The organism is Umezawaea tangerina (assembly GCF_003002815.1).
In the GTDB taxonomy this organism is placed as follows: domain Bacteria; phylum Actinomycetota; class Actinomycetes; order Mycobacteriales; family Pseudonocardiaceae; genus Umezawaea; species Umezawaea tangerina.
The window spans coordinates 174,630-192,951 of the sequence record NZ_PVTF01000003.1 but is presented as its reverse complement, the minus strand read 5'-3'; the positions used below and the strand labels follow the sequence as shown (position 1 = coordinate 192,951).

The following is an 18,322-nucleotide window of genomic DNA, read 5'->3' as shown; positions in this document are numbered from 1 at the left end:
GTCGCGGCCTCGGCGGCCTGGGCCTCACCGGCCTGGGCGTCGGCGTCGCGGCTGTCGCTGCCCCCGGCGGTGGTGTCGGTCCCCGTCGTCACGTCGGCGATCGACTGGTCGGCCGCCGGGTTCGGGCCGGTCGCGGTGGTCGAGCCGACCGACTGCTCGCGGGCCTTGTCCGCGCCCGCGGCCGACTCCGTCGACACGTTTTCGTTGCTCACGAGTAGGACCGCCTCTGGTCTGGCGGGGGAATCTCCGCGCCCTTGTACTCCACCGGGATCCCGCCGAGCGGGTAGTCCTTGCGCTGGGGGTGGCCGTCCCAGTCGTCCGGCATGAGGATCCGCGTGAGGCCGGGGTGGCCGTCGTAGACGATCCCGAACATGTCCCAGGCCTCGCGCTCCTGCCAGTCCGCGGTCGGGTACACCGCGACCACGCTGGGGACGTGCGCGTCGTCCACGTCGACGGAGACCTCCAGGCGGATGCGCCGCCGGTAGGTCATCGAGGTCAGGTGGTAGACGGAGTGCAGGCGGCCGGCGACGTCCGCGCCGTAGTCCACACCGGACACCGAGCTGCACAGCTCGAAGCGCAGGGCGGGGTCGTCGCGCAGCACGCGGCAGACGTCCACCAGCTCCTCGCGCCGGATGTAGAGGGTGATCTCGCCGCGGTCGATCGTGACCTGCTGGATCACGTCGGTCGGGATGTCCTTCTCCCGCAGCGCGCCCAGCAGCTCGTCGACGAACTCGTCGAACCAGCCGCCGTAGGGGCGCTCGGCCGGGGCCGCGATGTAGGCGGGCAGGCGGAGCCCGCCGAAGCCCGACGTGTCGCCGGACCCCGTGACGCCGAACATGCCCTTGCGCGCCTTGCCGGTCTCCAGCGGCCCCTTGCGCTCCGCGGGCTCCTGGCCGTTGGACGGACGGGCTTCGAGGCCGTCCTCCGCGGGGCGCTGCGCGCTGGAGTTCTCTTGCCCTGGCTCCCTCATCGCCTGCTCACTTCTTCTTCGCGAAACGCTCGGACGACGGCATGAGGTCCGTGCTGGCGCCGCTCTCCAGGAGCGCGGCGGCACGGGCCGCGCCGAGCGGCTCGTCCATGATCTTGGCGTGGATCTTGAGGATCGCGTCGATCAGCATCTCCGGCCGCGGCGGGCAGCCCGGCAGGTACATGTCGACCGGGACCACGTGGTCCACGCCCTGCACGACGGCGTAGTTGTTGAACATGCCGCCGGTCGACGCGCAGACGCCCATCGCGAGCACCCAGCGGGGCTCCGGCATCTGGTCGTAGATCTGCCGCAGCACGGGCGCCATCTTGTTCGTGACGCGACCCGCCACGATCATCAGGTCGGCCTGGCGCGGCGAGGCGCGGAAGACCTCCATGCCGAAGCGGGCGAGGTCGTAGCGCGGCCCGCCCGTCGTCATCATCTCGATCGCGCAGCAGGCCAGCCCGAAGGTGGCAGGCCACAGCGAGGATTTGCGGGTCCAGTTGACCAGCTTCTCCACGCTGGTCAGCAGGATGCCGTTCGGGAGTTTCTCCTCGAGGCCCATGACTGTCGCCTTCCCCGGTGCTTAGTTCCAGTCGAGGCCGCCGCGACGCCACACGTAGGCGTACGCGAAGCCGACTGTCGCGACGAACAGGGCGATCTCCACCAGCCCGAAGAGGCCGAGCTTGTCCGCGGAGACCGCGAACGGGTAGAGGAACACCATTTCGATGTCGAACAGGATGAAGAGCATGGCCGTCAGGTAGTAGGCGACCGGCATGCGGCCACCGCCCACGATCGGCGCGGGTGAGGGCTCGATGCCGCACTCGTAGGCGTCGAGCTTCGCCCGGTTGTAGCGCCGCGGCCCGATGTACGGCGCGGCCGTCACCGAGAACAGCGCGAACGCTCCGGCGAGCAGGAACATGAATACGAGGGGGAGGTAGGGCTGAAGCACTCTCCGTCGTCCTTTCCTCGCTGTCGCGGCGCAAGCGAGCCGCTGACCGATCCGCACCCTAAGGGGTGTTCTTGCCCCTCTTACCGGTAAGGCATGCCTAACATTGCGAGGTCAGCTTGTGAAACAGTTCACAAGCTCTCCCGCAGTCTTGTGAAGTGATTCACAAGGCCGTCGGCCAGTGTAGAACGTCACACAGCGGTGTTACACGCACCCCCTCGCAGCCCGCTGACCTGCAGCAGAACACCTCCCGGAGACCCGTGCGCGAACAGCGCCGCAACGCACGGGAAATGGCGCCGGTACAGGACCGACGCCATTTCGTTGGTTAGGCCGCACTAACCTGAGGGTTAGGTCTACCTAACTCCGCGCTATTCGGGGGTATTACCTGCGCTTTTACGCGCTCGGCGCCAACTTCGTGGCCGCCGTGATGATCCGGTCGAACGAGTCGCCGTCCTTCGGGTCGTACAGGCCGGCGAGCAGCTTGAGGACGAGCTTCATCAGCGTCTTGCGCGGCATCCCGTACTTGGTCGCCGTGCGCATGATCGTCGGGTTCCCGATCAGCTTGCTGAAGATGTTGCCCAGCCGGTAGTAGCTGCCCAGCGACTGCTCGATGCGCGCCGGGTAGCCCGCCAGCGCGTGCTCGCGGCTCAGCCCGGCGGGCCTGGCCAGCGCCTGCACGACGGTCTCGGCCGCGATCCTGGCCGACTCCATGGCGTAGCCGATGCCCTCGCCGTTGAACGGGTTGACCATGCCGCCCGCGTCGCCGACCAGCAGCAACCCGTTGCTGTAGTGCGGTTTGCGGTTGAAGCCCATGGGCAGGGCGGCGCCGCCGATCTTGCTGGTGGCGTTCTCCTCGCGGAAGCCCCACTCCTCCGGCGTGCCGTCCAGCCAGCTGCGCAGCAGCGCCCGGTAGTCGGTCGTGCCGTAGGCCTTGGACGTGCTCAGGATGCCCAGGCCGACGTTGACGCTGCCGTCGCCCATGCCGAAGATCCAGCCGTAGCCGGGCAGCAGCTGCGGGTTGGCCGGGTCGGACCGGTCCCACAGCTCCAGGTGGCTCTCGAGGTAGTCGTCCTTGGTGCGCGGGCTCGCGTAGTAGCGCCGCACGGCCACGCCCATCGGGCGGTCGGGGCGCTTGTCGATGCCCATGCTCAGCGCCAGCCGCGCGCTCACGCCGTCGCACGCCAGCACGAGCGGCGCGCGGTAGGTGACCTCGGTCTTCTCCGGGCCGACCTTCGCCTTGACGCCGACGATCCGGCCGGTGCGCTCGTCGGTGACGGCGCCGGTGACCGTGGTCAGCTCGTGGAGCCGGGCGCCCGCGGCCTTGGCCGTGTTCGCCAGCATCTCGTCGAAGTCCTGCCGGGGCCGCACCACGCCGTAGGGCGGGAACGAGGCCAGGTCCGGCCAGTCCAGCTCCATCGTGATGCCGCCGCCGACGACGCGCAGGCCCTTGTTGTGCAGCCAGCCCGCCTCTTCGCGGGTGTCGACCCCGAGGTCGATCAGCTGCTTCACGCCGCGGGGCGTGAGGCCGTCACCGCACACCTTCTCGCGCGGGAAGCTGCTCTTCTCCAGCAGCAGCACGTCCAGGCCCGCGCGTGCCAAGTAGGTGGCGGCCGTGGAGCCCGCCGGCCCCGCGCCCACCACGATCACCTCGGCGTCCTCGCCTGCCTGACGGCGGCTGGGAGTAGTCATCCGCGCTCCTTGTGCATAAGTTCACAAACTCCTGTGAGTCTAGCCGCGACCTGCCGGGAGGTGCCCGGCGATCACTCCGGCTTGGTGGCCCTGTGCAGGGCGACCATGCCGCCGGTGAGGTTGAGCCAGGCCACGTCCTCCCAGCCCGCCTGCGAGATCAGCTCGCCGAGGGTGCGCTGGTCGGGCCACGCCCGCATGGACTCGGCCAGGTACTGGTAGGCCGCCGGGTTCGACGACACGACCCGGCCGATGAGCGGCAGCAGGCGCACCAGGTACCGCATGTAGACGAACCGGAACGGCCTGAACGTGGGCGTCGACACCTCGCAGATCACGAGCCTGCCGCCGGGGCGCACGACGCGCGCCATCTCGCGCAGCGCGGCGACCGTGTCGTTGAAGTTGCGCAGCCCGAAGGAGACCGTGGCGGCGTCGAACGCCCCGTCGGCGAACGGCAGGTGCAGCGCGTCAGCCGCGACCTTCGGCACGTCGCGGTGCGCGCCGCCCTGGAGCATGCCGAGGGAGAAGTCGGCCGCTACGCACCAGGCGCCGGAGGAGGCGTACTCCACGGTCGACACGGCGGTGCCCGCGGCGAGGTCGAGGACCTTCTCGCCCGGCTGGGCGTCCAGCACCCGCCTGCTCCACTCCCGCCAGCGGCGGTCGAACCCGAGTGTCATCACGGAGTTGGTGCGGTCGTAGCCCTTGGCCACGCCGTCGAACATCTCGGCCACTTCGCGCGGGTTCTTGTCCAGTCCAGCTCGCGACATGACCGAAGACTATGTGACGCGCAGGGCGGCCATCATCCCGTCCACCGCGCTGCGCCACGGGTACTCCTCCGCACGGGTGCGGGCGGCGCCCCGACGTGTGGGTTCGGCGGTGTCGAGCAGCTCGTGGACCGCACGGGCGAACGCCGGGGCCCGGTCGGGCACGGCGGCGCCGCAGCCCGGCCGGACGATCTCGCGCAGCGCGGACCTGGCCGAGACGACGACCGGGGTGCCGGAGGCGAGCGCTTCCAGGGCGGCGAGGCCGAACGTCTCGTGCGGGCCGGGCGCCAGCGAGACGTCGGCGCTGGCGAGCAGGTCGGCGACGTCGGCGCGGCGGGCCACGTGGCCCAGGAACGTGACCGGGAGCCCGCGCGCCCGGCGTTCCAGCGCCTCCCGCCGGGGGCCGTCACCGGCGATGACCAGCCGCGTCCTGGTGCCGGAGGCGTGCAGCTCGGCGGCGGTGTCGATGCTGCGCTCGACGTGCTTCTCCGGCGACAGTCGGCCGCAGTGCACCAGCAGCGCGTCGGCGCCGTCGGCGAGGTCCCGGCGCAGCGACCGGTCGTGCCGGGCCGGGGTGAACGTGCGCAGGTCGACGCCCAGCGGGACCCTGGCGACGTTGCGGGCGCCGATCCGGTCGAACTCCAGCCTGGCGAACTCCGTGGTGCACACGACGGTGTCGTAGGCGGCCGCCATCCGGGCGTTGGCCCAGTCCGCCGCGCGCTCGGCCAGACCGGTGGGCAGCAGGAACTGCTCCAGCAGCCGGTCGAGGCGCTCGTGCGGGATCACCACGCTGGGCACCCCGCGGCGCCGGGCCCAGTGCCCCATGCCGCGCAGGGTGAGGCGGTCGGAGACCTCCAGCCGGTCCGGGCGCAGGACGTCGAGCAGGGCCCGGACGCGCCACGGGTCGACCGCGCGGTACCCGCCGGTGCCGGGGATGCGCGGGGCGGGCAGCGTGACGCGGCGGACCCCGCCTGCCAGGCGCTCGTCGGCGGCGCGCGGGCCGGGGACGACCAGCACGACCTCGTGGCCGCGCGCCGCGTAGCCGCCGCCGAGGTGGTGCAGGGCCGTGCGCAGGCCGCCGGAGCGCGGGCCGTAGAAGTTGGCCAGCTGGACGATCCGCATCAGGCCGCCCGGCGCTGGTCGAGGTGCTGGACGGCGGCGTAGTGGTCGACCAGCTCGGCGCACAGCCGCGGCCACGTGCGGTGCCGGACGGCCGCCCTGGCGTTCTCGCCGAACTGCTTGCGCCGCAACGGGTCCCGCAGCGCCTCAACGCCCGCGCGCAGCTCGGCGGGGTCGTCGGAGAGCAGGTACCCGGTGCGGCCCGGCTCGACCAGGTCGCGCGGGCCGCCCGCGTCCGGCGCCAGCACGGGGAGCCCGCTGGCCAGCGCCTCCTGCACGGCCTGGCAGAACGTCTCGTGCGGTCCGGTGTGGACGAACACGTCCAGGCTCGCGTACGCCGCGGCCAGCTCGACCCCGGTGCGGAAGCCGAGGAACACCGCGTCCGGCAGCTCCTTGCGCAGCAGGGGCTCGTCGGGTCCGCCGCCCACGACGACCACCCGCACGCCCGGCACGCCGTTGAGCGCCGCGAGCCTGGCCACCTGCTTCTCCGGCGACAGCCTGCCCACGTACCCGACCAGCAGCTCGCCGCCCGGCGCGAGCTCCCGGCGCAGCGCGTGGTCGCGGCGGTCCGGGCGGAACAGGTCCACGTCCACCCCGCGCCCCCAGCGGTGCACCCGCGGCACCCCGTGCTCCTCCAGCGCCCGCACCGCCCAGGTCGACGGCGCCAGCGTGCGGTCCGCCATCGAGTGCAGCCGCTTCGTCCACCGCCACGCCGCCCGCGCGGTCAGGCCGAGGCCGTAGCTGCCCGCGAACCCGGCCACGTCGGTCTGGTAGACCGCGACCGTCGGCAGCCCGAGCCGCCGCGCCGCCTGGAGCCCCCTGGCGCCCAGCACGAACGGCGACGCCAGGTGCACCACGTCGGGGCGGAAGTCGGCCAGCGCGGTCAGCACCTTCCTGGTCGGCACGCCCACCGGCAGCGAGCTGACCCTCGGCAGGTCCACCGCGGGCACCCGCACGACCGGGGTGCCCCGGTAGCTGTCGTCGCCCGCCCCCGGCGCGATCACCAACGCCGGGCCGGGCAGGTTCTCGAGGACGCGGAGGACGGAGTTGGTGACCCCGTTCACCCTGGGCAGGAAGCTCTCGGTCACGATCGCGACGCGCACGGGCACACCGTGGCGGGTCAACACCACGGCGGCGTGACACGCCGTGGAACGCCCGCCGAACGTCTGCCTACGCGGACAGCGTTGACCAGGTCATCCTCGCCGCGTCACCTGCTGGACGCGTGACGGCCACCGGGGAGGCCGACACTAGCTCGGCATGACCGTCTTGCCGTCCCGGCCCGCCCGCCCCGTCGACCCCGCGCTGGTGTCGATCGCCCTGGAGGTCGCCGGGCGCCTGGCCAACGACGCCTCCGACGTCATCATGGCCACCGCCGGGCGCGGCGCCCGACCCGACGGCGACGACTCGCCGTTCGACTGGGTCACCGACACCGACCAGACCCTGGAACGGCACACCCGCCGCGTCCTGACCGGCGAGTTCCCCGGCATCCCGGTGTTCTGCGAGAACGTCGACGTGCCCTTCGACGCCGAGTACCGCTGGGTCGTCGACCCCATCGACGGCACCGCCAACTACGTCGCGGGCGTCCCCTGGTGCGCCTACTCGCTCGCGCTGGTCGACCGCTGGGGCCCGGTCGTCGGCGTCGTCGCCGACCCGTACCGCGCGCAGATCTACGCGGCCGCCCGCGGTCGCGGCATGCGCGCCAACGGCGCCCCGGTCCGGCTCGGCGAGCAGTCCGCCGCCCCCATCGTCTGCACCGAGATGACCCGCTCCGGCCCGTGGCCGGGGATGGGCGAGTTCATCACCCGCGCCGCCGCCGCGGGCACCGGCGTCCGCGTGCTCGGCTCCAAGGCGCTCGCCGTCGCACAGGTGGCACTCGGCCACGCGACCGCGGCGGTCCTGCACGGCTACCACGAATGGGACGTCGCCGGGGCGGTCGCATTGGCCGTGGAATCCGGCGCCGCTGTTCTGGACCGCCGCGGCGACGACGACCCACTTCCGGTCGACGGGTTGCTGGTGGCGGATCCGGCGGTGGCCGACGAGGTGCTGCGGTGGTGGCAGTCGGCTTTGGAATACCGAATTGCGGATGGACGGGTGTGAATGTAGAGTTCTGCTTGTCGCTGCCAATAGGCGGCGGAAGTGGACCCGGTTCACCGGCCGGACGACCGGTTGCCGGGTTTCGCGCTTTTCTAGGGCCGATCAAGGTCCGTGGCCTCGTCGAGCAGTGGCTCGACACGTCGGCGCCAGTCACCACCAGCCCCGTAGCACCAGGCGATCGCATCGCTGGCCCACAGCAGTGGGTCCTCCCGCGGCCTGAAGTGCTCGTAGGCCAACGGACCAGGGGTCTTCCGCAGCGCCTCCGCCAGCACCTTCCGGTCCCGGACGTCCTGGTGCTGGCAGCTCTCCAGCACCAGCCGCGAGACCGAGAGCTCCACCAGCCTCGCGACCACTCCCATCAGGCAGACCTGCCTGGCAGCGGCATCGTCGTGGTGCCTGCAGAACCACACCCGAGCACGCAGCCCGAGCTCACCGATCCGCGCCAGCACCTCCTTGCGGCGCCGGTCGCTCTCGTCGTTGAAGTGCACGCGCTTCTGCCCCGGCTTGGGCAGGCGCCTCATCGCGGATCGCGCCGAGTCGAGTTCTCTCGGGGGCACGATCACCACTGCCACCAGATAGGTGGCCCCGCGTCGGGATTCGTCGAGGAAGGCATGGGAATACACGGTCTCAATGATCCACTAGGACCATTGGCCAATTTGACCTGAGATTAACCCTTTAGGTGCGGAAGTTGTTTCTCCAGGAATTCCAGATCGGTCCGGGACCTGGCCAGCTCCGGGTTGTCGAGGAGCTTCAGCGCCACCAACCCCACCTCCGACTCGAACGCGGCGAAGTCGTGGGTCGCGGCGAGCAGGCGTTGGAGGGCGGGGTGGTCGCGGTCGGTGGTGCCGAGGGCGCGGGCGAGTCTGGCGATGTTGTGGACGTGCACGAGCTCCTGCTGGAGCTGGAAGGCGATGCGGGCCATCCACGCCTTGGCCGGGGAGTCGGGCACGGTCTGCACGGCAGCGGCGACCCGGCCGGCCGAGGCCTCGCACCGCAGGACCAGTCCGCCCCACAGGTCGACGGTCCCGGTGACCGCGTGCACCGGCCAGGGCGGGATGGCGGGTCTCGGCGGGGGTGGCGGGGCCGGCGGGGTGGTCAGGGACTCGTGGATCAGGCAGCTCATGAAGCCGAGGAACGCGCCGCCGAGGCCGCCGAGGAAGACCCCCGCGACCATCGCCGTGGGCAGCGCGGCGGCCGGATCGAAGGTGTCCGCGACGCCCAGCGTCGTCACCAGGATCCACCCGACGACCGAACCGGACGCCACCCACCCGCCGCGCTTCCCCATTCGGGAACCCTGGCACAACAAGGGATCCGGTGGTGGTGGAATCAGGCACCGAGGCTGGGGAGCTGCTGCTCCAGGAACTCCAGGTCGGTGCGGGCGCGGTCCAGTTCGGGCTTGTCGAACATCTTGAGCGCCACGCGGCCCACCTCGGCCTCGAACGCGGAGAAGTCGCGGGCGGCGGCGAAGAGGCGTTGGGAGGCGGGGTGGTTCTCGTCGACGGCGCCCATGGCCCTGGCCAGCTTGGCGATGCCGCGGACGTCCTCCAGCTCGCCCTCGAACTGCGCGGCGATCCGGGTCATCCACTCCTTCGCGGGGGACGCGGGGACGCTGTCGACCACGGCGGCGACGCGCCGGACGGACTCCTCGCAGCGGGCGACCACGGCGGACCACTGGTCAGCGGGGGTGGTCGGCACGTAGAGCGGGCGCGGTGCGGGCATCGGCGGCGGGAGGGTGCGCTGGTTCGACTTGCGGATACCGCCCACGACCAGGCCGATGAAGGTGCCGGGGACGCCGCCGACCGGGACCGCGACGATGAGCGAGGCGAACAGCGAGGCCGCCACGTTGCCGCCGGGCGCCGACACGTCGGTGAGGAGCATGACCGTGAACAAGGTGAACGCGAGCGCGATACCGATCACGAGCCCGCCCAGCACCGACCTCCCCATGACTCCCATCACCCGATACTGCCACGTGAGACGGGGGTCAGGCGTCGAAATCGACGGTGACGGCCGTTGTAACGGGTGTCGCCTGGCAGGTGAGCACGAACCCGGCGAGCACCTCCTTGGGCTCCAGCGCGTAGTTGCGGCGCATCTCGACCTCGCCGTGCACGACCAGCGCCCGGCAGGTGCCGCACACGCCGCCCTTGCAGGCGAACGGCAGGTCGGAGCGGACGCGCTGGGCGGCGTCGAGGATCGGCGTGTCGGCGGGCACGGGCAGGGTGGTCTCGCGGCCGTCCAGGACCACGGTCACCTCGGCGGCGGACTCCAGGACGGCGGTGTCCTCCGCGCGGCGCGGGGCGGGCGGGGGCTCGTCGACGTAGAACAGCTCGTGGTGCACCTGGTCGGCGTCGACACCGCGTTCGGCCAGCACCGCGCGCGCGTCCTGCACCATCGCGTACGGGCCGCACAGCCACCACTGGTCCACGTCGGCGGCGGGCACGACGGTGGTGAACAGGGCGCGCAGCTTGTCCGCGTCGAGCCTGCCGGTGAACAGCTCCACGTCCCGCGGCTCGCGCGACAGCACGTGGACGAGCTGGAGCCGCGACCGGTAGCGGTCCTTCAGGTCGGCGAGCTCCTCGGCGAACATCACCGTGTCCGTGCGGCGGTTGCCGTAGAGCAGCGTGACCCTGGCACCTTCGGCGAGCACGGTCGCGGCGATCGACAGCGCGGGCGTGATGCCCGACCCGGCGACGACGAACGCGTGGTGCGCGCCGCCGTCCGGGGTGAAGGTCCCTTGCGGCGGAAGGACTTCCAGCACGTCGCCCGCGCGCAGCTCGTCGACGAGGTGGCTGGAGAACAGCCCGCCCTCGACGCGGCGCACGCCGATGCGCGGAGCGGTGCCCGCGGCGGCGCAGATCGAGTACGACCGGCGCTCGTCGCCGCGCCTGATCGTCAGGTACTGCCCCGCGCTGAACGCGAACTCCTCGGCCAGCTCCGGCGGCACGGCGAAGGTGACGGCGACGGCGTCGTCGCACAGCCGGTCCACGTCGGCCACGGTGAGCGCGTGGAACGTCGTGCGGCGGCGGGTGGTCGCGGGGGCCGTCACTAGATCTCCTTGAGGTGCTCGAAGGGCTCCGCGCAGTCCTCGCAGCGCCGCAGCGCCTTGCAGGCGGTGGAGCCGAAGCGGGACAGCTCGGTGGTGCGCGGCGACCCGCAGCGCGGGCACGGCACCCGCTGGGACGGCGGCGTGAGGTTGAGCGGGACCGGACCCGCCGCCCGCGGCCCGATCCGGCTCGGCGGCGCGATGCCGTGCTCGGTGAGCTTGCGGCGGCCGTCCTCGCTGATCCAGTCGGTCGTCCACGCCGGGTGCAGCGACGTGCGGACCTCGACCTCGGCGTACCCGGCGGACGTCAGCGCGCGGCGCAGGTCCGCGCCCATCTCGTCGATCGCGGGGCAGCCCGAGTAGGTGGGCGTGATCGTGACCAGCACCCGCCCGCCGGACTCGGACACGTCCCGCAGCACACCGAGGTCGGCCAGCGTGAGCACCGGCAGCTCCGGGTCGCGGACCTGCTCGGCGATCCGCCTCGCCGTGGTCACCACACCGCTCCGGGCAGCGACCGGTGCAGGTGCTGCATCTCGGCGACCAGGAAGCCCATGGCCTCGGTGTGCACGCCGTCGCGGCCCGCCTGCCCGGCGACGAACGCCGTCGGGACCGGCTCGGGCCTGGTGAGGGTGGCGGCGGTGAACACCGCGTCCAGCACACCGTCCACTTCGGACCGCAGCTCGGCGGGGTCGACCGCGACCCCGCCCAGCCGCGCCTCCACGGGGTGGGTGCGGAACAGCTCGTCCACGAACGGCCACACCCGGTCGACGGCGGCGGTCATCCGGCGGTGCGACTCCTCGGTGCCGTCGCCCAGCCGCACGGCCCACTGCGCCGCGTGGTCGCGGTGGTAGGCCAGCTCCTTGAGCCCCTTGGCCGCGATGGCCGCGACCACCGGGTCCGCGCTGCCGCGCAGCCGGGAGAACTGGGCGACCTTCCACGACGAGAACACCAGCAGCCGCACGATCGTCGTGGCGAAGTCGCCGCCGGGGCCGGGCCCGCAGTCGATCTCGGACAGCCGGACGTTGCGGAACTCCCGCTCGTCGCGCAGGTACGCCAACGCGTCCTCGTCGCGGCCCGCGCCCTCGACCTCGCCCGCGCGGGTGAGCAGCAGCCGGGCCTGGCCGAGCAGGTCCAGCGCGATGTTGGCCAGCGCGATGTCCTCCTCCAGCTCCGGCGCGCGGGAGCACCACTCCGCGAGCCGCTGGGACAGGACCAGCGCGTCGTCGCCGAGCATCAGGCAGTAGGCGGCCAGGTCGGCCGGGTCCACGCCGGGCGGGACCTCGCGGTCGACGCCCTCCAGCGCGGAGTGGAAACCGGTGCCGAACGCCCAGTGCGAGTCCTCCTGGTCGATCAGCCCCTCGTAGGCGTTGTCGAAGCTCATCACAGCCCCCGCGGCAGGTCGGTGGTCACAGGTGCGGCACGTCGTCGGGGATGGCGTAGAACGTCGGGTGCCGGTACACCTTGTCGCCGCTGGGCTCGAAGAACGGGTCCTTCTCGTCCGGCGAGGACGCGGTGATCGCCTCGGCGGGCACCACCCAGATCGACACGCCCTCGTTGCGGCGGGTGTAGACGTCCCGCGCGTTGCGGAGCGCCATCTCGGCGTCCGGCGCGTGCAGCGACCCGACGTGCACGTGGTTGAGCCCGCGCTTGCCGCGCACGAAGACCTCCCACAGCGGCCACGACGCGCTCATGCCGCACCGTCCTGGCGCGCGGAGGCCTTGGCGGCGTGCGCCTCGGCGGCTTCCCGCACCCAGGCGCCGTCCTCGTGGGCCTTGCGGCGGTGGGCGACGCGCTGGCTGTTGCACGGCCCGTGCCCGCCGACGACCTGCCAGAACTCGTCCCAGTCCGGCTGGCCGAAGTCGTGGTGGCCGCGCTCGGCGTTCCACTTGAGCAGCGGGTCCGGGAACGTGACGCCGAGCTTCGCGGCCTGCGGCACCGACATGTCCACGTACTTCTGCCGCAGCTCGTCGTTGGTGTTGCGCTTGATCCGCCACGCCATCGACTGCTCGGTGTTGGAGCTCTCGGAGTCCGGCGGCCCGAACATCATCAGCGACGGCCACCACCACCGGTTCACGGCGTCCTGCACCATGTCGCGCTGCGCCAGGGTTCCGCGCATCATGGTCATGAGCAGTTCGTAGCCCTGCCGCTGGTGGAAGGACTCCTCCTTGCAGATGCGGATCATGGCCCGCGCGTACGGGCCGTACGAGGTGCGGCACAGCGGCACCTGGTTGCAGATCGCGGCGCCGTCGACCAGCCAGCCGATCACACCCATGTCCGCGAACGTCAGGGTCGGGTAGTTGAAGATCGAGGAGTACTTCTGCTTGCCGTCGACCAGCTTCTCGGTCAGCTCGCCCCGGTCCGCGCCCAGCGTCTCGGTCGCGGCGTAGAGGTAGAGCCCGTGGCCCGCCTCGTCCTGCACCTTCGCCAGCAGGATCGCCTTGCGCCGCAACGAGGGCGCGCGGCTGATCCAGTTGCCCTCCGGCTGCATCCCGATGATCTCGGAGTGCGCGTGCTGGGCGATCTGCCGGATCAGCGTCCTGCGGTAGCCGTCCGGCATCCAGTCGCGGGGTTCGATCCGCGCCTCGGAGGCCACCGTGTGCTCGAAGCGCGCCGCCAGGTCATCCACCATGCAGTGGATGTTACACCTGAACGACGATTTCGGGAGAAACTGTCACAAACGGCTGGAGCCGCCACCCGGACGCCTGCGCACGAACAGGATCAGCGGGATCAGCACGGCCCACACGACCAGCAGGAACGTCGACACCGGCAGCAGGCCGAGCGAGGCGGTGCGACCCGCGATCCTGGCCAGTTCGGGGTTCGCGGTGTCGTACTCGACCCGCACCAGCAGCCCGGCCTCCAGCCCCTCGGGGTAGAGCACGCCCTGCGACGGGCTGTAGACCTTGCCGTCGGGCGTGCCGAACCTGATCACCGTCCGGTTGAACGCGACCGACACCACCTCGGCGGTCGCGTTGCCCAGCCGGGACTCGATGGCCCGGTCGTCGCGCCAGGCGGCGGCCAGCAGCAGCACCCCCACGAGCGTCACCACCGCCCCGACCACCAGCAACGCACGGGCGACGCCCCGCCGGACGCGGACACCGACCGGTGACCGCGGACTGGTCTGCACTGCGTCGTCCACCACAGCTGAGGAGTCTAGGGCTGGTCGGAGGAGGAATCTCAGCGGTGAGTCCATACCCTCGAAGGGTGACCTCTGCACCTGCGTCGCGGACCCGACAACGTCTGCGCGTCCACACCGGGCGTGCGCGGAACGAGGACCTGCTCGGCCGACTGCCGAGCCCGGACAGCGCGCTCGCCTGGGTCCGGGACGGATCGGGCCTGGTCGGCTGGGGTGAGGCAGCGCGGTTCGAGGCGTCCGGTCCGAACCGCTTCGCCGACACCGAGCGGTGGTGGGAGGAGTTCACCGCCTCGCTCGACGTCCAGGACGACGTCGACGCCCCCGGCACCGGCCCGGTCGCGTTCGTGAGCATGGCGTTCTCCGACGAGCCCGGCCACTCCGTGCTGGTGGTGCCCGAGGTCGTGCTCGGCAGGCGCGGTGGGCAGAGCTGGGTCACCACGGTCGGCGGCGCGGGCGAGGAGGCCGAGATCACCCCGATCCGCCGCCCGTCCACGGTCCGCTACGCCGACGGGCAGCTGTCGGTGACGGACTTCCGCGGCGCGGTGGCGGCGGCCGTGGCGCGGATGCGCGAGGGGAAGCTGGACAAGGTGGTGCTCGCCCACGACCTGCTGGCGGTCGCCGACGTGCCGATCGACCAGCGGTTCGTGCTGGAGGGGCTGGCCAGGCGGTACCCGGACTGCTGGGTGTACGCGGTCGACGGGCTGCTCGGCGCCACCCCGGAGCTGCTGCTGCGGCGGACCGGCCAGGTCGTGGACTCGCGGGTGCTCGCGGGGACGACGTGGCCGCACGACGGGATGTCGGACGAGGAGCTGGAGGCGGCGCTGCTGTCGTCGCCGAAGAACCTCGAGGAGCACGACTACGCGATCCGGTCGCTGGCCGACACGTTGAAGCCGTTCTGCACCACGATGTCCGTGGACGGTCCGTCGGTGCTGCGGCTGCCCAACGTGTCGCACCTGTCGAGCGACGTGATCGGGACGCTGCGGGGGTCGCCGTCGCTGCTGCGGCTCGGCGAGGCGCTGCACCCGACGGCCGCGGTCGGGGGGACGCCCCGCGCCGAGGCCATCGCGGTCATCGACGAGCTGGAGGGCATGGACCGCGGGCGCTACGCCGGGCCGGTCGGGTGGATCGACGGGAACGGGGACGGGGAGCTGGGGATCGCGCTGCGGTGCGCGCAGCTGGACGGGCGCGCGGCGCGGCTGTTCGCGGGCTGCGGGCTGGTGGCGGAGTCGGATCCGGACAGCGAGGTCTGCGAGGCGCACGCGAAGATGCGGCCGATGCGGGACGCGCTGGAAGGGCGCTAGTCCCGGTCACAGGTCGAACGCGTCGGCCAGCCGCGCGAAGGCCTCGCGCGAGCGGTCCTCGTCCCACGCCAGTCGCGCCAGCACCGCGTGCTTGGCCTCGTGCGCCCGGACCACCCGCTCGTCGTCCAGGAAGACCGTGACCAGGTCGGTGGACGTGTGGACCAGCGGACCGGCGCCCTGGCCGTAGGTGAGCACGGTGGACCCGTGGTCCAGCTCGGCCGGGGTGCCCGCGGACGAGGGCACCAGCCGGACGGTCACGTGCGGCCACCAGCTCAGGAACACCAGGCCCATCAGCTGGTCCCGCATGGTCGACGGGCCGCCGACCTGGCGGCGCAACGCCTCCTCGCGCACGTAGAACACCGAGTCGGGCGCGCGGTCGCCGTGCAGCACGGCCTGCCGCTCGGCCAGGCGGTCCACCCCCGTCGACGACGCCCGCGCGTAGTCCTCGGTCTGGAGCAGCACGGGAACGGCCATCGGCTCGTAGCAGGAGATGGTCAGCGCGGACCGCTCGTGCAGGACGACGCTGCTGTGCGGCCGGACGAACCACCCCGCGTGCTGCTCGCCCGCCAGGACCATCACGCGGTCGCGCGTCGGGCGGTCCGCACCGCACCGGCCGAGCAGCGCCCCGATGTCCCACGCGCTCGCCCCGCGCCACCCCTGCTCCAGCTTGCTGACCTTGCCGGGGGACCAGCCCAGCTCCGCCGCCATCTCGGCGGCGCCCAGCCCGGCGCTCACCCGGATCGCCCTCAGCTCGGCCCCGAGCTCCCGGCTCTGCGCCGTCGTCGTCCGCCTGCTCTCGCTGGTCACCGGCACCACCACATCCCACTAAGTCGTGTTTGATCAACGAACTTGACGATAAGGTGTCACGTGACACTTGCCTAGCTACCTGATCGGGTGACCCGCTGCCACCCGCCCCGTCCGGCAGACTTCGCGTGATCAAGAGGGGTGTGATCAAGAGGGATGTGGATGAGCCAGCAGGAGCAGAGCCCGAGCGACTACAAGCTGCTACTCGGGGAGGAGCTGACCACTCGACGCAAGGACGCGGACAAGACCCGCGTGGAAGCCGCGGAGGCGCTGGGCTGTTCCGAGGCGAAGATCGGCACCATCGAGCGCGGCAGGTCGGCGATCTCCCTGCTGGAGCTGCGCGGCCTGCTCGCGCTCTACGACGTCCCGGCGCCGCAGCGCGCCGAGATCGAGGCACTGGCGCTGAACGCCCGGAAACGACGTCCGCCCACCCCATGGGGCTCCACCGTGCCGCCTCGGCTGAAGCAGTACTTCCACGTGGAGGAGACGGCGCGGGAAATCAGGCACCACCACACGTTCCTGCTGCACGGCCTTGTCCAGACCGAGGACTACGCGCGAGCCGTGATCGGGCACAACCGGGCGTTGCGCCCCGCGGAGGTCGAACGACTCGTCGAAGCCCGGATGGCCCGCCAGGCATGGCTGAAGAACGGACGACCGACCCGGTTGACCGAAGTCGTCCCGGAAGCCGTACTGCGCTCGCGGCTCGGTGGCGGTGATGTGATGCGCGGTCAACTGGCGCACCTGACCGACCTCGTGAGCCGCGAGGTGATCGACCTGCGGGTCGTGCCGATCGGCGCGGGGATGTACTCCTGCGGCGGCTACTGCTTCACCATCCTGACCCGCGCCGCTGAGCAGCGGTCCGCGGTGGTCTACCTGGAGAACCTCACCGACGGCGTGTTCGTCGACGACGAGACGCGGGTCGAACAGTACGAAACCGCCTTCGCCGAGATGCTCGATCTCGCTCTCTCCCCTGAGGTCACGCTGGAACTGCTGACTAAGGTCGCAGCGGAACTGTGACGTAACCGGAGGAGCGCGACGATGGACCCTCGTCTGCACGGAGCGAGTTGGCGCAAGGCAAGCCGAAGCGGCCAGAGCGGTGGCGAGTGCGTGGAGATCGCGTTGTGCGCCGACGCGGACGGCGTCCGGGACTCGAAGAACGCCACCGGTCCCGCGCTGGTCTTCCCCAAGGGGCGCCTCACCGCCTTCCTGGCGCGGGCCGGGGCGGGCCGCCTCGACGGGTGACCTGACGAAGGTCGGGTCGAAGACCTCCCGGACGGCAGCAGTGGACCGGTGGTCATCGACGCCACTGTCGTGTCATGCAGAAGACCTTGACCGCAGTGCTCGTCACGGCGTTGCTGGCGGTGCCCGCCGTCGCCCACGCCGCTCCGAAGGTGACCTTCGAGCTGCCCGCTCCCACCGGCCCGCACGACGTCGGCACCCGCCAGGTCCGGCTGGTCGACCCCTCCCGCGACCGGGAGCTGATGATCACCGTCTGGTACCCGGCACGGGCGGGCGGCGAGCCGTTCGCGCCGTACGTCTCGGCCGCCGAGGCGCCCTACTTCGACCAGGGCTCGCCCGCCATGGGCATGGCGCCGGGCCAGGTCGACTGGGCCGGGGTGAGCACGCACTCGCGGGTGGGCGCGCGGGCGGAGGGGCGGTGGCCGGTGGTGCTGTACTCGCCCGGCTGGGGGTCGCTGCGGACGTTGGCGACCGCGGCGGCCGAGGACCTGGCCAGCCGGGGGTACGTGGTGGTGGCGGTGGACCACACGGACGAGGCGCCGTACGTGGTGTTCCCGGACGGGCACGTGCGGCTCGCGCAGCCCAAGACCGGCGACGTGCTGCCCGCCGGGTTGGAGACGCGGGTGCGGGACATGCGGTTCGTGCTCGACAGCGCGGCCTCGCTGGACGGGCTCGGCGGGGCGGTGGACCTCTCGCGGGTCGGGATGTTCGGCCACTCGTTCGGCGGGGACACCGCGGCCGAGGTGGTGGTCACCGACCAGCGGGTGGACGCGGCGGCGGACCTCGACGGGTGGCTCGCCTACGACGTCGACGGGACGCGGCCGACGCGGGCCGCGACGGAGGGCACCGCGCGGCCGTTCCTGCTGATGGGGTCGGCGGGCAGCACGCGCGACGGGACCCCGCGCACGCACCTGACCTCACCCTCGTGGGGGCGGTTCTGGGACAACGGCCGGGGCTTCAAGCGCGACCTGCTGATGGCCGGGGCGATGCACTACAGCTACACCGACGTGCAGGCGTTCCTGCCGGAGCTCGACGAGCGGCTGGACGTCGACCCGGCGGTCCGCGCGCTGCGCATCGGGACCGTGGACCCGGTGCGCAGCGTGGCGGCGCAGCGGGCCTACCTCGGGGCGTTCTTCGACCAGTCGCTCAAGTGCGCGCCGCAACCGCTGCTGCGGCACGAGTCCCCCGCGCACCCGGACGTGGAGTTCGTGCGCTGACCGAGCGGGTGCCCG

General features: G+C 72.1%; 22 protein-coding genes. 5 read left to right on the top strand and 17 right to left on the bottom strand.

Translation table 11 applies throughout. From position 1 onward, the window contains the following. Positions 1–208 precede the first annotated feature (208 nt). From CLV43_RS11205 to CLV43_RS50440, 7 genes are all read right to left on the bottom strand, one after another. Positions 209–970, bottom strand: coding sequence for an NADH-quinone oxidoreductase subunit C (locus CLV43_RS11205; RefSeq protein ID WP_106187049.1), 762 nt, complete (start codon positions 968–970; stop codon positions 209–211). A 7-nt stretch (positions 971–977) separates the two neighbouring features. Further along, positions 978–1,529 carry a NuoB/complex I 20 kDa subunit family protein gene (locus CLV43_RS11200; protein WP_106187048.1) on the bottom strand — a complete coding sequence of 184 codons (552 nt, stop codon included), beginning with the start codon at positions 1,527–1,529 and terminating at the stop codon, positions 978–980. Between the two features lie 21 nt (positions 1,530–1,550). After that, on the bottom strand, positions 1,551–1,916 hold the full coding sequence (locus tag CLV43_RS11195; protein ID WP_106187047.1) for an NADH-quinone oxidoreductase subunit A: 366 nt from the start codon (positions 1,914–1,916) through the stop codon (positions 1,551–1,553). A 390-nt stretch (positions 1,917–2,306) separates the two neighbouring features. Then, positions 2,307–3,602, bottom strand: a complete 1,296-nt coding sequence (locus tag CLV43_RS11190; protein WP_106187046.1) for a geranylgeranyl reductase family protein — start codon at positions 3,600–3,602, stop codon at positions 2,307–2,309. A 71-nt stretch (positions 3,603–3,673) separates the two neighbouring features. After that, positions 3,674–4,363, bottom strand: a complete 690-nt coding sequence (locus CLV43_RS11185) for a demethylmenaquinone methyltransferase (protein ID WP_106187045.1) — start codon at positions 4,361–4,363, stop codon at positions 3,674–3,676. 9 nt (positions 4,364–4,372) lie between these two features. Next, a complete protein-coding gene (locus CLV43_RS11180) occupies positions 4,373–5,482 on the bottom strand; it encodes a glycosyltransferase (protein WP_106187044.1) in 1,110 nt (369 codons plus the stop codon). After that, positions 5,482–6,606, bottom strand: a complete 1,125-nt coding sequence (locus CLV43_RS50440) for a glycosyltransferase family 4 protein (RefSeq protein ID WP_425445741.1) — start codon at positions 6,604–6,606, stop codon at positions 5,482–5,484. Before CLV43_RS50440 ends, CLV43_RS11180 begins: the two co-directional genes overlap by 1 nt. A 130-nt stretch (positions 6,607–6,736) precedes the next feature. Here CLV43_RS50440 and CLV43_RS11170 point away from each other — a divergent pair, with 130 nt between their 5' ends. Continuing rightward, positions 6,737–7,576 (top strand): inositol monophosphatase family protein, encoded by an 840-nt coding sequence (locus CLV43_RS11170; RefSeq protein ID WP_106187042.1) that lies wholly within the window; start codon positions 6,737–6,739, stop codon positions 7,574–7,576. Between the two features lie 89 nt (positions 7,577–7,665). Here the strand turns inward: CLV43_RS11170 and CLV43_RS11165 are convergent, their stop codons facing one another. The 9 genes from CLV43_RS11165 to CLV43_RS11125 form a co-directional block, all read right to left on the bottom strand. Continuing rightward, on the bottom strand, positions 7,666–8,094 hold the full coding sequence (locus CLV43_RS11165; RefSeq protein ID WP_146174732.1) for a hypothetical protein: 429 nt from the start codon (positions 8,092–8,094) through the stop codon (positions 7,666–7,668). A gap of 146 nt (positions 8,095–8,240) precedes the next feature. Further along, complete coding sequence (locus CLV43_RS11160; protein WP_106187040.1) at positions 8,241–8,858, bottom strand: hypothetical protein; 618 nt, start codon at positions 8,856–8,858, stop codon at positions 8,241–8,243. Positions 8,859–8,899: 41 nt separating this feature from the next. Then, the gene (locus tag CLV43_RS11155) at positions 8,900–9,526 is read right to left on the bottom strand and encodes a hypothetical protein (protein ID WP_146174731.1); all 627 of its coding nucleotides are present in this window, start codon (positions 9,524–9,526) and stop codon (positions 8,900–8,902) included. Positions 9,527–9,554: 28 nt separating this feature from the next. Then, positions 9,555–10,616, bottom strand: a complete 1,062-nt coding sequence (paaE, locus tag CLV43_RS11150; protein WP_106187038.1) for a 1,2-phenylacetyl-CoA epoxidase subunit PaaE — start codon at positions 10,614–10,616, stop codon at positions 9,555–9,557. Further along, on the bottom strand, positions 10,616–11,107 hold the full coding sequence (paaD, locus tag CLV43_RS11145) for a 1,2-phenylacetyl-CoA epoxidase subunit PaaD (RefSeq protein WP_211304325.1): 492 nt from the start codon (positions 11,105–11,107) through the stop codon (positions 10,616–10,618). The genes paaE and paaD overlap by 1 nt, the downstream gene beginning before the upstream one ends. Further along, positions 11,104–11,994 carry a 1,2-phenylacetyl-CoA epoxidase subunit PaaC gene (gene paaC, locus CLV43_RS11140; RefSeq protein ID WP_106187036.1) on the bottom strand — a complete coding sequence of 297 codons (891 nt, stop codon included), beginning with the start codon at positions 11,992–11,994 and terminating at the stop codon, positions 11,104–11,106. Before paaC ends, paaD begins: the two co-directional genes overlap by 4 nt. Positions 11,995–12,019: 25 nt before the next feature. Then, a complete protein-coding gene (gene paaB / locus CLV43_RS11135) occupies positions 12,020–12,304 on the bottom strand; it encodes a 1,2-phenylacetyl-CoA epoxidase subunit PaaB (protein ID WP_106187035.1) in 285 nt (94 codons plus the stop codon). Then, positions 12,301–13,242: a 1,2-phenylacetyl-CoA epoxidase subunit PaaA gene (gene paaA, locus CLV43_RS11130; protein ID WP_106187034.1), complete on the bottom strand. Its 942-nt coding sequence runs from the start codon at positions 13,240–13,242 to the stop codon at positions 12,301–12,303. Before paaA ends, paaB begins: the two co-directional genes overlap by 4 nt. 42 nt (positions 13,243–13,284) lie before the next feature. Beyond that, a complete protein-coding gene (locus CLV43_RS11125; protein ID WP_245886285.1) occupies positions 13,285–13,752 on the bottom strand; it encodes a DUF3592 domain-containing protein in 468 nt (155 codons plus the stop codon). Between the two features lie 62 nt (positions 13,753–13,814). Here CLV43_RS11125 and CLV43_RS11120 point away from each other — a divergent pair, with 62 nt between their 5' ends. Then, positions 13,815–15,047 carry an isochorismate synthase gene (locus CLV43_RS11120; RefSeq protein WP_106187032.1) on the top strand — a complete coding sequence of 411 codons (1,233 nt, stop codon included), beginning with the start codon at positions 13,815–13,817 and terminating at the stop codon, positions 15,045–15,047. A gap of 6 nt (positions 15,048–15,053) precedes the next feature. Here CLV43_RS11120 and CLV43_RS11115 read toward each other — a convergent pair whose 3' ends face one another. Further along, positions 15,054–15,854, bottom strand: coding sequence for a helix-turn-helix domain-containing protein (locus CLV43_RS11115; protein WP_170155801.1), 801 nt, complete (start codon positions 15,852–15,854; stop codon positions 15,054–15,056). A 159-nt stretch (positions 15,855–16,013) separates the two neighbouring features. Here CLV43_RS11115 and CLV43_RS11110 point away from each other — a divergent pair, with 159 nt between their 5' ends. The 3 genes from CLV43_RS11110 (at position 16,014) to CLV43_RS11100 (ending at position 18,307) form a co-directional block, all read left to right on the top strand. After that, complete coding sequence (locus CLV43_RS11110) at positions 16,014–16,868, top strand: helix-turn-helix domain-containing protein (protein ID WP_170155800.1); 855 nt, start codon at positions 16,014–16,016, stop codon at positions 16,866–16,868. A 21-nt stretch (positions 16,869–16,889) separates the two neighbouring features. Next, positions 16,890–17,093, top strand: coding sequence for a DUF397 domain-containing protein (locus CLV43_RS11105; RefSeq protein WP_106187029.1), 204 nt, complete (start codon positions 16,890–16,892; stop codon positions 17,091–17,093). A 74-nt stretch (positions 17,094–17,167) separates the two neighbouring features. Then, positions 17,168–18,307, top strand: coding sequence for an alpha/beta hydrolase family protein (locus CLV43_RS11100; protein ID WP_106187028.1), 1,140 nt, complete (start codon positions 17,168–17,170; stop codon positions 18,305–18,307). The last annotated feature ends 15 nt before the right edge of the window (positions 18,308–18,322 follow it).

Bases quoted from the DNA above. Each gene is read 5' to 3' on its own strand.
- CLV43_RS11205 (WP_106187049.1), bottom strand. From the start codon at position 970: ATGAGGGAGCCAGGGCAAGAGAACTCCAGCGCGCAGCGCCCCGCGGAG.
- CLV43_RS11200 (WP_106187048.1), bottom strand. From the start codon at position 1,529: ATGGGCCTCGAGGAGAAACTCCCGAACGGCATCCTGCTGACCAGCGTG.
- CLV43_RS11190 (WP_106187046.1), bottom strand. From the start codon at position 3,602: ATGACTACTCCCAGCCGCCGTCAGGCAGGCGAGGACGCCGAGGTGATC.
- CLV43_RS11185 (WP_106187045.1), bottom strand. From the start codon at position 4,363: ATGTCGCGAGCTGGACTGGACAAGAACCCGCGCGAAGTGGCCGAGATG.
- CLV43_RS11180 (WP_106187044.1), bottom strand. From the start codon at position 5,482: ATGCGGATCGTCCAGCTGGCCAACTTCTACGGCCCGCGCTCCGGCGGC.
- CLV43_RS11170 (WP_106187042.1), top strand. From the start codon at position 6,737: ATGACCGTCTTGCCGTCCCGGCCCGCCCGCCCCGTCGACCCCGCGCTG.
- CLV43_RS11165 (WP_146174732.1), bottom strand. From the start codon at position 8,094: ATGAGGCGCCTGCCCAAGCCGGGGCAGAAGCGCGTGCACTTCAACGAC.
- CLV43_RS11160 (WP_106187040.1), bottom strand. From the start codon at position 8,858: ATGGGGAAGCGCGGCGGGTGGGTGGCGTCCGGTTCGGTCGTCGGGTGG.
- CLV43_RS11155 (WP_146174731.1), bottom strand. From the start codon at position 9,526: ATGGGAGTCATGGGGAGGTCGGTGCTGGGCGGGCTCGTGATCGGTATC.
- paaC (WP_106187036.1), bottom strand. From the start codon at position 11,994: ATGAGCTTCGACAACGCCTACGAGGGGCTGATCGACCAGGAGGACTCG.
- paaB (WP_106187035.1), bottom strand. From the start codon at position 12,304: ATGAGCGCGTCGTGGCCGCTGTGGGAGGTCTTCGTGCGCGGCAAGCGC.
- paaA (WP_106187034.1), bottom strand. From the start codon at position 13,242: ATGGTGGATGACCTGGCGGCGCGCTTCGAGCACACGGTGGCCTCCGAG.
- CLV43_RS11110 (WP_170155800.1), top strand. From the start codon at position 16,014: ATGAGCCAGCAGGAGCAGAGCCCGAGCGACTACAAGCTGCTACTCGGG.
- CLV43_RS11105 (WP_106187029.1), top strand. From the start codon at position 16,890: ATGGACCCTCGTCTGCACGGAGCGAGTTGGCGCAAGGCAAGCCGAAGC.
- CLV43_RS11100 (WP_106187028.1), top strand. From the start codon at position 17,168: ATGCAGAAGACCTTGACCGCAGTGCTCGTCACGGCGTTGCTGGCGGTG.